General features: G+C 64.3%; 11 protein-coding genes and 2 pseudogenes. 2 read left to right on the plus strand and 11 right to left on the minus strand.

Annotated features, from left to right (window positions below; genetic code table 11):
- Positions 1 to 93: 93 nt before the first annotated feature.
- Positions 94 to 1,922 (minus strand): annotated as a pseudogene (gene recQ, locus ACFFNA_RS20375) (DNA helicase RecQ).
- Between the two features lie 242 nt (positions 1,923 to 2,164).
- On the opposite strand from recQ, the pseudogene ACFFNA_RS20380 reads away from it, so the two are divergent.
- Positions 2,165 to 3,587 (plus strand): annotated as a pseudogene (locus ACFFNA_RS20380) (coniferyl aldehyde dehydrogenase).
- 172 nt (positions 3,588 to 3,759) lie between these two features.
- Here ACFFNA_RS20380 and ACFFNA_RS20385 read toward each other — a convergent pair.
- The 8 genes from ACFFNA_RS20385 to uxaC form a co-directional block, all read right to left on the minus strand.
- Positions 3,760 to 4,107: a cupin domain-containing protein gene (locus ACFFNA_RS20385; RefSeq protein WP_378921079.1), complete on the minus strand. Its 348-nt coding sequence runs from the start codon at positions 4,105 to 4,107 to the stop codon at positions 3,760 to 3,762.
- 11 nt (positions 4,108 to 4,118) lie between these two features.
- Positions 4,119 to 4,883 carry a 2-dehydro-3-deoxy-D-gluconate 5-dehydrogenase KduD gene (kduD, locus tag ACFFNA_RS20390; RefSeq protein ID WP_111548387.1) on the minus strand — a complete coding sequence of 255 codons (765 nt, stop codon included), beginning with the start codon at positions 4,881 to 4,883 and terminating at the stop codon, positions 4,119 to 4,121.
- Positions 4,880 to 5,731: a 5-dehydro-4-deoxy-D-glucuronate isomerase gene (gene kduI, locus ACFFNA_RS20395; protein ID WP_378921081.1), complete on the minus strand. Its 852-nt coding sequence runs from the start codon at positions 5,729 to 5,731 to the stop codon at positions 4,880 to 4,882. The genes kduD and kduI overlap by 4 nt, the downstream gene beginning before the upstream one ends.
- Before the next feature lie 22 nt (positions 5,732 to 5,753).
- Positions 5,754 to 6,530, minus strand: coding sequence for a FadR/GntR family transcriptional regulator (locus tag ACFFNA_RS20400; protein WP_378921083.1), 777 nt, complete (start codon positions 6,528 to 6,530; stop codon positions 5,754 to 5,756).
- Positions 6,531 to 6,538: 8 nt separating this feature from the next.
- A complete protein-coding gene (locus ACFFNA_RS20405; RefSeq protein ID WP_111548390.1) occupies positions 6,539 to 7,819 on the minus strand; it encodes a TRAP transporter large permease in 1,281 nt (426 codons plus the stop codon).
- Positions 7,820 to 8,389: a TRAP transporter small permease gene (locus tag ACFFNA_RS20410; RefSeq protein ID WP_167458787.1), complete on the minus strand. Its 570-nt coding sequence runs from the start codon at positions 8,387 to 8,389 to the stop codon at positions 7,820 to 7,822.
- Between the two features lie 66 nt (positions 8,390 to 8,455).
- Entirely contained in the window at positions 8,456 to 9,433 is a 978-nt protein-coding gene (locus ACFFNA_RS20415; RefSeq protein WP_378921086.1) for a TRAP transporter substrate-binding protein, read from the minus strand.
- Positions 9,434 to 9,467: 34 nt separating this feature from the next.
- A complete protein-coding gene (uxaC, locus tag ACFFNA_RS20420; RefSeq protein WP_378921088.1) occupies positions 9,468 to 10,928 on the minus strand; it encodes a glucuronate isomerase in 1,461 nt (486 codons plus the stop codon).
- Positions 10,929 to 11,022: 94 nt separating this feature from the next.
- Between uxaC and ACFFNA_RS20425 the strand changes: the two genes are divergently transcribed.
- Complete coding sequence (locus ACFFNA_RS20425; protein WP_378921090.1) at positions 11,023 to 12,519, plus strand: mannitol dehydrogenase family protein; 1,497 nt, start codon at positions 11,023 to 11,025, stop codon at positions 12,517 to 12,519.
- 52 nt (positions 12,520 to 12,571) lie between these two features.
- Here ACFFNA_RS20425 and ACFFNA_RS20430 read toward each other — a convergent pair whose 3' ends face one another.
- Both ACFFNA_RS20430 and atpD read right to left on the minus strand, forming a co-directional pair.
- Complete coding sequence (locus tag ACFFNA_RS20430; protein WP_111548393.1) at positions 12,572 to 12,979, minus strand: F0F1 ATP synthase subunit epsilon; 408 nt, start codon at positions 12,977 to 12,979, stop codon at positions 12,572 to 12,574.
- A gap of 99 nt (positions 12,980 to 13,078) precedes the next feature.
- Positions 13,079 to 14,674: a F0F1 ATP synthase subunit beta gene (gene atpD, locus ACFFNA_RS20435; RefSeq protein WP_167458789.1), complete on the minus strand. Its 1,596-nt coding sequence runs from the start codon at positions 14,672 to 14,674 to the stop codon at positions 13,079 to 13,081.
- Between the last annotated feature and the right edge of the window lie 9 nt (positions 14,675 to 14,683).

A 14,683-nucleotide genomic window follows, 5' to 3' on the forward strand; every position in this document is an offset into this window, starting at 1 on the left:
TGTCTCGCAAAAAACTGACGATCAAGGCGACCACACCCAGCAAAATCGATTCCGATTTTCGGGGTCATGCGCTGGTTTTGACGGCTCTTGCCTTCAGGCCGAGCCATCCGATTGATGCCCTGCAATCGCGCTCAGAAAAACCTGGCCGAATTCCTTGAGCTTGGCGGCACCCACGCCATTCACTTCGGCGAAGGCATCGAGATCGCGCGGGCAGCGCTCGGCCATGTCGATCAGCGTGCGATCGGAGAACACCACATAGGCCGGCACCTGGCGCTCCTTGGCAAGCCGCAGCCGCAGCGCCTTGAGCGCTGCCAGCAGCGAGGCATCCACGCCTTCCATGTCCGCGGCCTGGGCGGAACGCATCTTGCCGCGCAAGGCGCGGCTGCGCACCTCGACGCGGTAGTGGAACGGCATCTCGCCACGGCCAAGCGCATGGCCCTTTTCGGCGATGGCGAGGCCGCCATGGCCGCCCGGATCCGGTGCCAGGAAACCGCCCGCGACGAGCTGCCGGATCAGCGACAGCCAGAAATCCTTCTTGTGCGCCAGTCCGCTGCCGAAGCTGGCGAGCCTCTGGTGGTTCCTGGCGAGGATCTTCTCGGTTTCATGGCCGAGCAGAATGTCGATGACATGGCCGGCACCGAAGCGTTCTCCGCTCTGCGCCATCGCCGCCAGGATGATCCGCGCCTCCGCCCCGCCATCGGCGCGCGGCGCCTGGTGTCGCAATTGCCGCAAGGCGAGGCTTCCTCGCCGAAATAGCCAAGCAGCACCTGGCGGCGGCACTGCGCCGTTTCGCAATAGCCGATCAGCGTGTCGAGCCGGCCATGCGAGCGCCTTTTGTGCTCCGGCGGCGCATCCTCGTCGTCGATGAACAGCCGCCGCATGCGGATATCGCCAAGGCCAAACAGCATATGCGCCTCCGCCTCCCGCCCGTCGCGGCCGGCGCGGCCGATCTCCTGATAGTAGGCCTCCAGGCTGCCCGGCATATCGGTGTGGAAGACATAGGCGACATCAGGCTTGTCGATGCCCATGCCGAAGGCGATGGTCGCCACCATGACCACGCCGGATAGGGTCATGAAAGCGTTTTGATTCGCATCACGCGCGTCCTTGCTCATGCCGGCATGGTAGGCGAGCGCGGTGACGCCGTTCTTCTCGAGGAAGGCCGCCATCTCTTCTGTCTTCTTGCGCGACAGGCAGTAGACGATGCCGCTGCGGCCGGGGTGACGCTCGACGAAGCTCAGCAACTGCCGCTTGCTGTCCTGCTTGGCCTCGATGCCAAGCTTGATGTTCGGCCGATCGAAGCCCAGCACCAGGGTTTCGACGCGCTCGGCAAACAGCCGCGCCTCGATGTCGGTGCGCGTGCTCTCGTCCGCCGTCGCCGTCAGCGCGATGATCGGCACGTTGGGGAAGATGCCGCGCAGCCGCGACAGATCTTCATACTCGCGCCGGAACGCCGGTCCCCATTGCGAGATGCAATGCGCCTCGTCGACAGCAATCAGGCTGACGTCGAGCCTGGCCAGCGCGTCGAGCATCCGCTCGGTCATCAGCCGCTCCGGCGCAAGATAGAGCAGGCGCGTCTGGCCCGCCGCAACGCGGCGCCAGGCGGCGACATTGGCCTCGCGGTCGATCGAGGAATTGATCGTATCGGCGGCGACGCCGGCAAGGCGCAAGGCGGCGACCTGATCCTGCATCAGCGCGACCAGCGGCGAAACGACAATGGTCAGCCCGCCCAGAACCAGCGCCGGAACCTGGTAGCAAAGTGACTTGCCCGCACCTGTCGGCATGACAGCCAGAACATGACGCCCGGCCAGCAGCGCATCCATGACATCGGCCTGGCCGGGACGAAAATCGTCAAAGCCGAACACGTCCTTCAGGACGCGTCGCTTGGGATCTTCGGCGCGAATGCTCGCTGCCTGCGCCTGCATCAGTCGGACACCGGGCCTGAGTTGATTTTTGGTGGATTGGAGAGGATGTGGAAACCGATCAAAACGACTCTCCGCATGGGCACCTTGCCTTAGCGCAGCCGTCATCGGACCACAACAGGAACAGGCCGCTCGCACCGCGAACGCAGCCGGAGGCTGTCCCTTCCCCTGCGACACCTGCACCTCGCTGGATTCCTCCAGCCGCTGCGATGTAAGCTTGTCCCGACATGGCCAGGGAGGGCGCGATGCTGCACACCAGACAGGATGCTCTCTGCGAGCGGTTTCAATTGCAGCGTGCCGCCTTCGAGGCGCAGCCTTTCCCGGACATTGGCGTTCGAAAGGATCGCCTGAAACGCCTGCTGGCACTGACCGAGCGGCATGAGGCAGATATTTGCACGGCGATCGACACCGACTTTGGCGGCCGCTCTGCGCATGAGACGCGCCTTGCGGAACTGTTTGTCGTCCGCGCCGGCATCCGCCACGCGCTGTCCCATCTCAGGAGCTGGATGCGCGAACGTCGCGTTGCCACCACCATGCCGTTCCTGCCCGGCAGAAATCGCCTCGTCGCGCAGCCGCTCGGTGTCGTCGGGATCGTGTCGCCATGGAACTATCCCTTCCAGCTCGCTGTCGGGCCGGTAACCGCGGCCCTTGCCGCCGGCAATCGCGTGCTCGTCAAGCCGTCCGAACTGACGCCGGCTTTTTCGGCGTTGCTGGTGCAACTGGCCGACGAGCATTTCGCAGCGGACGAACTCAGCGTCATCACCGGCGATGCGGAGATGGGAAAGGCCTTCGTTTCGATGCCTTTCGATCACCTGCTGTTCACCGGCTCGACCGCGGTCGGCCGCCAGGTCGCGATCGCGGCTGCCGCCAACTTGACCCCGGTCACGCTCGAACTCGGCGGCAAGTCGCCGGCAATCCTCGATCCATCCTGCGACTTCGATGCGGCAGCAGCCAGCATCGCCTATGGCAAGCTGTTGAATGCCGGGGCAGACCTGCATCGCGCCGGATTATCTGCTGGTGCCGAAGGGGCAGGCCGGGGCGGTCGCCACAAAGCTCGCGACCGCGATAGCGCGGCTCTACCCGACCTTGCGCGACAATCCCGACTATACCGCCATCATCAGCGAGCGGCATCACCAGCGCCTGCGCGACATGATCACGGAAGCCCGCGATGCCGGCGCCGATGTCGTCGAAATCAACCCGGCCGGCGAGGAGTTGGGCTCGGCCAGCCGCAAGTTGCTACCGACCCTGGTCCGCAATGCTGGCCCGAACCTACGGCTGATGCGTGAAGAGATTTTTGGCCCGGTGCTGCCGATCGTCGAATACGCCACAGTCGACGAGGCCATCGACCATGTGAACCGCGCGGACCGGCCGCTGGCGCTCTACTGGTTCGGGCGCGACGGCGGCAACCGTCAACGCATCCTGCACGAGACCGTCGCCGGCGGCGTCACCATCAACGACTGCATGCTGCATCTGGTGCAGGAGAACCAGCCCTTCGGCGGCGTCGGCGCCAGCGGCATGGGCGCCTATCACGGCGAATGGGGTTTCCGCACCTTCAGCAAGGAGAAGCCGGTTTTCCTGCAGTCGCGGCTAAGCGCGGGAGGCTTGCTGCGTCCGCCCTACGGCAAGACGTTCGAGCGGCTTTTCAGCCTGCTCCGGCACATCACCTGACAGACGACAGCCATCGGTTGTACAGCGCGTTAAGCCTATCTTCACCATGATGCGGCAGGCTTCACATCCTGCGGTCATGTCTTGAGTACCGCGGCGCCACAAGCGCCCAGGCAACAACCCGCGCCTCTTCGGGGCGCGGGTCATTCGCCCGCGCTCGATCTCCCAGCCTTGGCTAGTCTGGACTAGGCAAGAAATCGGCCCGGTGCGGCGTAAAGCTGTCGACCAGCCGCCCCGCTTCCAGTGCCTTGACGCCGTGCACCAGATTGGACGGCACGATGAAGCTGCCGCCGGCCGCGAGGATTTCGGTCCGCCCGTCGATGGTCACCTCGAAGCGGCCCTCCGCGACATAGCTCGCCTGGACATGCGGGTGCGAATGCAGGGCGCCGACGCCACCCTTGTCGAAGCCGAATTCGACCATCATCAATTCATCGGTGTGCAGGAGAACGCGCCGCCTGTTGCCATCCGGCGTCGCCGTCCAGGCGCTTTCGCCGGCATGTGCGAAAATCTTCGGCTCAGCCATCGTCACCTCCCTCATCGTGCCAGCCAGCCGCCATCCACCGGCACCACAGCGCCATGCATGTAGTTCGACGCCGGCGCCAGCAGGAAGACGGCGGCGTCGCCAATGTCCCCCGGCTCGCCCCAGCGGCCGGCCGGGATACGCCCCAGGATGGCGGCACTGCGGTCGGGATCGGCACGCAGCGCCTGCGTGTTGTTGGTCTCGATATAGCCGGGCGCGATGGCGTTGACGTTGATGCCCTTTGCCGCCCATTCGCAGGCGAGCAGCCGGGTGATGCCGAGCACGCCATGTTTCGAGGCGGTGTAGGACGCAACGCGGATGCCGCCCTGGAAACTCAGCACCGAGGCGATGTTGACGATCTTGCCCTGGCGTCCACCGGCAAGCGCGCGTCTGGCGAAGGATTGGCAGAGCAGGAAGACCGTCTTCAGATTGACGTCGATGACGTCGTCCCAGTCGGTCTCGCTGAGATCGACGGCATCGGCGCGCCGGATGATGCCGGCATTGTTGACCAGCCCGTCGAGCGGGCCGCTTTCGTCCCAGACCCGGTCCAGCATCGGGCCGGCGGATGCCGTGTCGGCAAGGTCGGCGCTCACCGCCTCGAATTGCCCGCCGAAGGCGGCGACCTTGCTTGCCGTATCGTCCATCGACGAACGGCCGACGCCGATCACCACGCCGCCAGCACGAGCGATCGAGACGGCAATGCCCTGGCCGATGCCAGTGTTGGCGCCGGTGACGAGAATGCGTTTGCCGGCCAGGCTGAAGGCGGAAAGGTCGCTCACCGCAATTCGTCCAGTTTCACCGGGTCGACATCGGTGTAGTCGACATTGTCGCCGGCCATCGCCCAGATGAAGGCGTAGTTCGAGGTGCCGGCGCCCGAATGGATCGACCAGCCCGGCGACAGCACCGCTTCCTCATTGCCCATGACGATATGGCGCGTTTCGTCCGGCTCGCCCATGAAGTGGAAGACACGCGCCGTTTCGGCCAAGTCGAAATAGAGATAGGCCTCCATGCGCCGGTCATGCACATGGCACGGCATGGTGTTCCACACCGAGCCCGGCGCCAGCTGCGTCATGCCGACCACCAGCTGGCAGGTTTTTGCGCCCTCGGCGTGGATGAACTGGAAGATCGAGCGCTCGTTGCAGCTATCCTTGCTGCCGAGATCGAGACGCTTGGCGTCGCCGATGCGGATCAGCCGGCTGGGCCAGGCCTGATGCGCCGGCGCGCTGAGCAGGTAGAATTTGGCCGGCACGGCTTTGTCCGCCGAGGCGAACGACACGTCCTTGCTGCCCATGCCGAGATAGAGCATGTCGCGCGCCTGCAATTTGAAGGACTGGCCGCCGGCCTCGATGACACCGGCGCCACCGATGTTGACGGCGATCAGCTCGCGGCGGTCGAGAAAATCCTTGGTCCCGGTCGGCTTGATCGCCTCCAGCTGAAGTGGCGCGGCATTCGGCAGGGCGCCGCCGACGATCATGCGATCGTAGTGGGTGTAGGTCAGGCTGATACGGCCGGGCTGGAACAGGTCTTCGATGTGGAAATTGTGGCGCAGTTCGTCGGTTCCCATCGCTGCGGCGGCGACCGGGTCGATGGCAAAGCGCGATGTGTAGTCGGTATGGCTCTGGCTCATTGCTGTCCTGACTTGAGATGGGTCATTCGCCGCCAGCGGCCTTGACCGAACTGGCATAAAAAACCTGCCTTGCATGCAGGCGCTCGCGATAGCGCTGCTGGCTGGCGGTGAGATGCGCGCGCATCGCCTCGCGCGCGGCTTCGGCATCGCCTGATGTAATCGCGTTGAGGATCACCAGATGCTCGCGCTGCAGCCCGCGCTGGTAGCTGTCGGATTGCACCAGCTCGGTCGACCAGGGCGAGGTCACGTCGCATGGAATGGCGCGCCGGCCGAGCACGTCGAGCATCTCGACATAGAAGGGATTGTTGGTGGCGCTGGCGATGGCGCGATGGAAGGCGAGATCGGCAGGACCGGTCGGCTCTGAGGCGAGCAGCAGCCGTTCGAATTCGAAGAAGGCTTCCTGGATCGCCGCCTCCTGCGCGGCGTTGCGGCGGATGGCGGCGAGCCCGGCCGATTCGATCTCGATTGCCAGCCGTACTTCGAGCACGTTGAGCGCGATCGAATCCTTGCTGCCCATGTCGGCGGCAAGTGCGCCGAACATCGTCGAGATGCGCTCGGTGACGAAGACGCCGGCACCCTGGCGCGGCTCGACCAGGCCGTCGGCGGCAAGCTTGGCCAAAGCCTCGCGGATGACGGTGCGGCTGACGCCGAAGGTCTCGGTCAACTGGCCTTCGGTTGGCAGTTTGTGGCCGGGCAGGATCTCGCCCGCCTGAAGCTGCTTGCGGATCGCCGCGACGACGGTCTCCGACAGTTTTGGTTTTCTCTCGACCCTGAGGTCGGTTGCGGTATCCGATGCCATATCGCCCCCTATTTGAACACGCTCGGCAACCAGAGCGAGATGGCCGGAATATAGGTCACAAGCCCGAGAACCACGAGGCTCGCGCCGTAGAACGGCCAGATCGAGCGCATCGCTTCCCACACCGTGATCTTGCCGACCGCGCAAGCGACGAACTGCACCGTGCCGACCGGCGGCGTGTTCAGCCCGATGCCGAGGTTGAGGATGGTGATGACGCCGAAATGCACGGGGTCAACGCCATAATGCGTGACCAGCGGCAGGAAGATCGGCGTGCAGATGATGATCATCGGCCCCATGTCCATGAAGGTGCCGAGCAGCAGCATCAGAACGTTGAGCAGCAAGAGCACGACCAGCGGGTCGGTGGAGATGGCGTTCATGCCGGCGATCAGCAGCACCGGCACCTTGAGATAGGCCATCAGCCAGCTGAAGGAGGCCGCCGTGCCGATGATGAGCAGCACCATCGACGTCGTGCGCACGGCGCCCTTGGTGGCATGGACGAAATCGCCCCAGGCCATCGAGCGATAAACGAAGACGGTGACCAGCAAGGCGTAAAGGATGGCGATGCAGGAGCTTTCCGTCGCCGTGAAAATGCCCGAGCGGACACCGCCGAAGATGATGCCGATCAAAAGAAGTCCGGGAACGGCGATGACCGCCAGCTGGCCGACGCGCGCGAAGCCGGGGAACTGCTCGACCGGATAGCCGCGGCTGCGGGCGACGAAATAGGCGGTGACCATCAGTGAGGCGGCGAACAAAAGGCCGGGCAGGATGCCGGCGGTGAACAGGTCGGCGATCGAGATCTTGCCGCCGCCGGCGATCGAATAGATGATCATGTTCTGCGACGGCGGCAACAGAAGCGCGATCAACGCCGCCATCGAGGTGACGTTGACGGCGTAGTCCGCACCATAGCCGCGTGCCTTCATTTGCGGAATCATCAGCCCGCCGACGGCCGCCGCTTCCGCCACCGCCGAGCCGGAAATGCCGCCGAACAGCGTGGCGGCGATGATGTTGACCTGGCCGAGCCCGCCCCGGACATGGCCGACCAGTGAGCCGGCAAAGGAAACGATGCGTTGCGCGATGCCGCCGCGCACCATCAAATCGCCGGCGAAGATGAAGAACGGGATCGCCATCAGCGAAAACGCTGACATGCCCGACTTCAACTGCTGGAACACCACCAGCGGCGGCAGGCCGAGATAGAGCACCGTGCCGAAGGATGCGGCACCGAGGCAGAATGCGATCGGCGTGCCGGCAAACATCAGCAGCGTGAAGACGCCGAACAGGATCCAGAGTTCCATCTAGGCCTCCTGAACCGCCGGCATTTCCGGCACGTCTTCGAGATTGATATCCTTGTCGATATCCAAGCCTGACCAGCGCTGTGCAATGCGCTCCGCCGAGAACAGGCAGATCAGCACGCCGCCGGCGACCAGTGGCAGATAGTCGAAGCCACCGGGCAGTTCGAGCGCCGGAATGATGGTGTGCCAGGTCAGGCCGACCAGCTTGCAGCCGTACCAGACCATGCCGAAGCCGAAGCCGAGCGCGATCAGGTCGGAAAGCATGCGCAGCGCGCCTTTGCTGCCCTTCGGCAGGACATAGAGCAGCACGTCGAACCCCATATGGTAGTTCTCGCGCACGCCGACCGCCGCACCGAGGAAGATGAACCAGTTCATCAGCATGATGGCGCTGGTTTCGGTCCAGCTCGGTGACGAATTGAGCACGAAGCGGGAAAACACCTGGTAGGCGACGAGCGCGGTCATCGCGACCATGCCGATGCCCGCCAGATACAGCGCGCCGTCGCAAATCCTGGAAAGAACGGCGCTGACGCGCGCCATCGGCTGCGTCTCGCTTTTTACCGATCCTGTCGCCATCCGGTCCTCCCGATGCTTGCTAGGAACGGCGCGGGGCGGGGCGCAGAGCCCGACCCCGCAACCGGCCTACTTGGTTGCCTGGATTCGGGCGGCGAGGTCCTTCAGCTCGGGTGTCGACAGATACTTGTCATAGACCGGCTTCATGGCATCGATCAGCGGCTGCTTGTCGATCTCGCTGACCTTGACGCCGGCCTTCTCGACGAGATCGCGCGACTTCTTCTCCTGCGCGTCCCACAGTTCGCGCATCTTGACGACGCTGTCCTTGGCCGCTTGCCGGACGATCGCCTGGTCTTCCGGCGTAAGCTTGTCCCAGCTCGCCTTCGACATCACCAGCACTTCCGGAACGATCTGGTGTTGGTCGGTGGTGTAGTGCTTGGCGACCTCATAGTGCTTGGCGGATTCGAAGCTCGGCCAGTTGTTCTCGGCGCCGTCGATGACGCCGGTCTCGAGTGCCGAATAGACCTCGCCATAGGCCATCGGCGTGGCGTTGGCGCCCAGCGCATTGACCATGTCGACGAACACGTCCGACTGGATGACGCGGAACTTCATGCCCTTCAGGTCGGCGATCGAGGTGATGTCCTTCTTGGTGTTGTAGAAGGAGCGCGCCCCGGAATCGTAGAAGGCGAGGCCGACGAGGTCATGCGCCTCGAAGGCTTTCAGGATGTCGTCGCCGATCGGTCCGTCCATCACGTGGCGCATCTGCTCGACAGAACGGAACATGTAGGGCAGCGATGGCACCGCGGTTTCAGGCACGATGCCGTTGAACGGCCCCATCGAGACACGGTTGAGGTCGATGACGCCGGTCTGCGTCTGCTCGATCGTGTCCTTCTCCTCGCCGAGCTGCGCCGAATGATAGACCTCGACCGAATAGCGGCCATTGGTGCGCTGCTTGATCAGGTCGCCCATGTATTTGACCGCCTCGACCGTCGGATAGCCGTCCGGGTGCGTGTCAGCCGAGCGCAGCACGGTGTCGGCATTGGCAATGCCGACCAGCAGTGAGCCGAAGGCGAACGTGGCTGCGGTCAACTTAGAAAAATGCAACATGACTTCCTCCCTTTTATAAACCGAATCGCCCGGCTCAGAGCCGGTACGCCTTCTTCGCAAGCGTGTAGGCAAGCTCCCGCGCCAGCTCATGCGCCTCGTCCTCGCGCAGCCGATGCTCGGCGACGAGACGCGCCAGGAACGCGCAGTCGACCCGCCGCGCCACGTCGTGACGCGCCGGTATGGATGGAAAGGCGCGGGTGTCGTCGTTGAAGCCGACGGTGTTGTAGAAGCCGGCCGTTTCGGTGGTCATCTCGCGGAAGCGCCGCATGCCTTCCGGGCTGTCGTGGAACCACCAGGCCGGCCCGAGCTTCAGCGCCGGGTAGGTGCCGGCTAGCGGTGCCAGTTCGCGCGCATAGCTGGTCTCGTCGAGCGTGAAGAGGATGATCGTCAGGTCCCGTTCCAGGCCGACACAGTCGAGCAGCGGCTTCAGCGCCGTCACATAGTCGGTTCGGGTCGGGATATCGAAGCCCTTGTCGCGGCCGAACTTCTGGAAAATAGAAGGCGAATGATTGCGCCATGAACCGGGATGGATCTGCAGCACCAACCCGTCATCCCGGCTCATCTTGGCCATCTCGGTCAGCATCAGGGCGCGGAACAATTTTCGCTCGCGCTCGTCATCCGAGCCGCGACGGACACGATTGAACAGCTCCTCGGCCGCCGCATCCGAAAGATTGGCGGTCTCCGCCGTCGGATGGCCGTGATCGGACGAGGTCGCGCCAAAGCTTTTGAAGAAGGCGCGCCGCTGCCGGTGGGCGTCGAGATAGCCGGTCCAGTTGCCGGTGTCGCAGCCGGTGATCTCGCCAAGCCGGTCGAGATTGGCCGAAAAACCCTCGAAGTCCGGATCGACGACGGCGTCCGGCCGGTAGGCGGTGATGACCTTGCCCTCCCAGCCGCTGTCGCGGATCATCTGGTGCCATTTGAGATCGTCGAGCGCACCTTCCGTTGTCGCGATGACCTCGATGTTGAAGCGCTCGAACAGTGCGCGCGGGCGGAAATTCTCCCATTGCAGCACCGTCGCGATGGTGTCGTAGTGACGGTCGGCGGTCGCCATGTTGAGCGGTTCGTCGATGCCAAACAGATGCGACAGCACATGGTCGAACCACAGCCGGGTCGGCGTGCCGCGGAAGAGGAAATAGTTTTCGGCAAAGCGCCGCCAAATCGCCCTGCCGTCGGTCTCCACCGGTGCGCCGTCCAAGGTCGCCACGCCGAGGTCCTCGAGGCGAACGCCCTGGCTGAAAAGCATGCGGAAAATGTAATGGTCGGGCACGATGAGCAATTGCGCTGGATCCGGGAACGGCTCGTTCAGCGCATACCAGCGCGGATCGGTATGACCGTGCGGGCTAACGATGGGCAAATCCTTGATGCCGGCATAGAGATCGCGGGCGATGGAGCGCGGATGCGCCTCGGCGGGAAACAGCAAATCCGCATTGGTCAGTGCCACGACGATCCTCCCAGGGCCGCTATCGGTAGGGTCGGCAAGAAATAATGTCAACATACAAAAATTAGATTGTTGTATGATGACTTTCCGACCATTGCATGGCAAGAAATCGGATGTTACGCCGCTTGCCAACCATCCCCGAGGCGAGTTCATGCCGTCCGACCAGACCAGCCGAGCCACGACGACAAAACGCCTTTCCGGCGAGGCGGCACAAACATTGCCGGCTTCGGTCGCGACACCTTCGTATGATCGCAGCCGCGTCGTCCCGGGCATCGTGCATCTCGGCGTCGGCGCCTTCCATCGCGCCCATCAGGCCGCCTATGTCGACGACTGCCTGGCGGCTGGCGAGACCGGCTGGGGTATCGTCGGCGTCTCGCTGCGCAGCGCCGACACACGCGATGCGCTCTCGCCGCAGGACGGGCTCTACACGCTGGCGATCAGGAGCAGCGGCGAGGAGAAGCTTCGCATCATCGGCTCAATCGGTGCGCTGCTGGTGGCCCCGGAAGACCCGGACGCGGTGCTCACCGTGCTGACCGATCCCCGCACTCGCATCGTGACGCTGACGATCACCGAAAAGGCCTATCTAAGGTCGGCCAGCGGCGGTCTGGACACCGCTCATCCCGATATCGTCCACGATCTTGCAAATCCGCAAACGCCGAAGACAGCGCATGGTTTCCTGACCGAGGCGCTTGCGCGGCGAAAGGCCGCCGGCACGCCGCCTTTCACCGTGCTGTGCTGCGACAACCTGCCGGCCAACGGCGCCACGCTGCACCGGCTGCTGATCGAATTCGCCACGCTACGCGACAGCAGGCTCGCCAGTCACATCGCGGACCAGGTCGCGTTTCCCTCCAGCATGGTCGACCGCATCGTGCCGGCGACCACCGACGCCGACCGGGCGCGGATCGCTGTCGAACTCGGCGTCGAGGACGCCTGGCCGGTCATGACCGAGCCGTTCTGCCAATGGGTGATCGAAGACAATTTTCCGCAGGGACGGCCAGCCTGGGAACAGTTCGGCGTCACCATGGTCGACGATGTCCGGCCGTTCGAGGACATGAAGCTCAGGCTGCTCAACGGCTCGCATTCGGCCATCGCCTATCTCGGCCTGCTCAGCGGCCACGCCACCGTCGACCGCGCCTTCGCCGATCCGGCGATAAGAGCCTTTGTCGATGCGCTCTGGGCCGAGGCCATCCCGACGCTGCCCAAAAATGCCGGGCTGGATACAGCGAGCTATACGGCAGAGCTCGCAGAGCGCTTCTCAAACACAGCACTTGCCCACCGCACGGCACAGATAGCCAACGACGGCAGCCAGAAACTGCCGCAGCGCATCGTCGCCTCCGCTATCGAGCGCCTCCGTTCAGGCGCCTCGCCGGCGCATCTCATGTTGGTGGTAGCCGCCTGGATCGCCGCTTGCGAGGCGCGTGGCAAATCCTTGCCCGAGGCGCATTTCACCGATCCGCTCGACACATCGATGGCGACGATTCGGGACAGGCGCTTGTCGGCCACCGAAACAGTCAACGCGGTGTTCGATCTGGCCGGCTTTGCCAAAAGCGCGCCGGAGCGCCAAAGATTGATGGAGCTGACAATCGTCCACCTCGAACAGCTGCAGCGTGGCGGGCCAGCAGCAGCCTTCGCTGCATTGGACATCTAAACAAAAAAGCGAGGCAAGGCCCCGCTTTTCACTTAGTCATCTGAAGCGAATTCTACGCCGGCAGAATGGCGCCTTCCAGCGTGGTGAGCTGGCTAAGGAACTGCTCTGCCTTGCTCCGGACCTGGTCGTCCTTGGCGTCGGCGGCGTCTTCCCTGGCTTCCTGGATGCGGCGCGCGAGATCGGCGCGGTCGACGTCCTTCACGGCGACAGCCGATTCCGCCAGCAGCGTGCAGCCGGAAGGAACGATGTCGGCGAAGCCGCCGAACACCACATAGCGCTCTTCGCCACCCGACGCGGCCTTCACCGTGACGACGCCCGGCTTGATCGTGGTCATGACCGGCGCGTGATGCGCCAGCACGGTCATCTCGCCCTCGGCGCCGGGAATGACGACGGATTCGACCTGCTCGGAAACAAGCAGGCGCTCCGGCGAGACCAGTTCGAATTTGAAAGCTTCAGCCATGATCAATCTAGCGAATAGGGAATAGTGAGTAGCGAGTAGTGAAAAAACGCGCCCGGCTCATAAACCCCCATTCGCTACTCCCTATTCGCTATTCGCTTCTTATGCCGCTTCGGCCGCCAGGCGCTGTGCCTTCTCGACCGCTTCCTCGATGCCGCCGACCATGTAGAAGGCAGCTTCCGGAAGGTGGTCGTAGTCGCCGTTGCAGAGGCCCTTGAAGCCCTTGATGGTGTCGGCGAGGTCGACCAGCTTGCCCGGCGCGCCGGTGAACACTTCGGCGACGAAGAAGGGCTGCGACAGGAAGCGCTCGATCTTGCGGGCGCGGGCCACCGTCTGCTTGTCCTCTTCCGACAGCTCGTCCATGCCCAGGATGGCGATGATGTCCTGCAGCGACTTGTAGCGCTGAAGGATCGACTGCACCTGGCGCGCGACGCCGTAGTGCTCGTCGCCGACGACCAGCGGGTCGAGCATGCGCGAGGTCGAATCCAGCGGATCGACGGCCGGGTAGATGCCCTTCTCGGCGATGGCGCGGTTGAGCGTCGTGGTCGCGTCGAGGTGGGCGAACGAGGTCGCCGGCGCCGGGTCGGTCAGATCGTCGGCGGGCACGTAGATCGCCTGCACCGAGGTGATCGAACCCTTGGTGGTGGTGGTGATGCGTTCCTGCAGCGCACCCATGTCGGTGGCGAGCGTCGGCTGATAGCCGACGGCCGACGGGATACGGCCGAGCAGAGCCGACACTTCCGAACCCGCCTGCGTGAAGCGGAAGATGTTGTCGACGAAGAACAGCACGTCCTGGCCCTGGTCGCGGAAATATTCCGCAACCGTCAGGCCGGTCAGGCCGACGCGGGCGCGGGCGCCCGGCGGCTCGTTCATCTGGCCGTAGACGAGTGCGGCCTTGGAGCCTTCGCCGCCGCCCTTCTTGTTGACGCCGGATTCGATGAACTCGTGATAGAGATCGTTGCCTTCGCGGGTGCGCTCGCCGACGCCGGCGAACACCGAATAGCCGCCATGCGCCTTGGCGATATTGTTGATCAGTTCCTGGATCAGCACGGTCTTGCCGACGCCGGCGCCGCCAAACAGGCCGATCTTGCCGCCCTTGGCGTAGGGAGCCAGCAGGTCGAGCACCTTGATGCCGGTGATCAGGATCTGTGCTTCAGTCGACTGCTCGACATAGGTCGGAGCCGGCTGGTGGATGGAGCGCATTTCGGTTGCGTCGACCGGGCCTTCTTCGTCGACCGGCTCGCCGATGACGTTGATGATGCGGCCGAGCATGCCCGGGCCGACCGGTACGGTGATCGGCGCGCCGGTGTCGCGCACTTCCTGGCCGCGCACCAGACCTTCGGTCGAGTCCATGGCGATGCAGCGCACGGTGTTTTCACCCAGATGCTGGGCAACTTCGAGCACCAGGCGGTTGCCGACATTGGTCGTCTCGAGCGCGTTCAGGATCGCCGGCAGGTGATCGCCGAACTGCACGTCGACAACGGCGCCGATGACCTGGCGGACCTTGCCGACAACGCCGGTTGCCTTGGTGGCCACTGCCGGTGTCCTGGCCGCGGCGGCCTTTGCCGGTGCTGCCGCCGTCTTGGCCGGAGCCGCCTTCGCGGCTGCTGCCGGAGCCTTGGCCGCCTTCGCGGGGGCTGCGGTCTTCGCGGCTGCTGCCTTGGGGGCCGCCGTCTTGGGGGTCGCTGCTTTCGCCATCGTCTTTAC

This window comes from Mesorhizobium kowhaii (genome assembly GCF_042431665.1).
In the GTDB taxonomy this organism is placed as follows: domain Bacteria; phylum Pseudomonadota; class Alphaproteobacteria; order Rhizobiales; family Rhizobiaceae; genus Mesorhizobium; species Mesorhizobium kowhaii.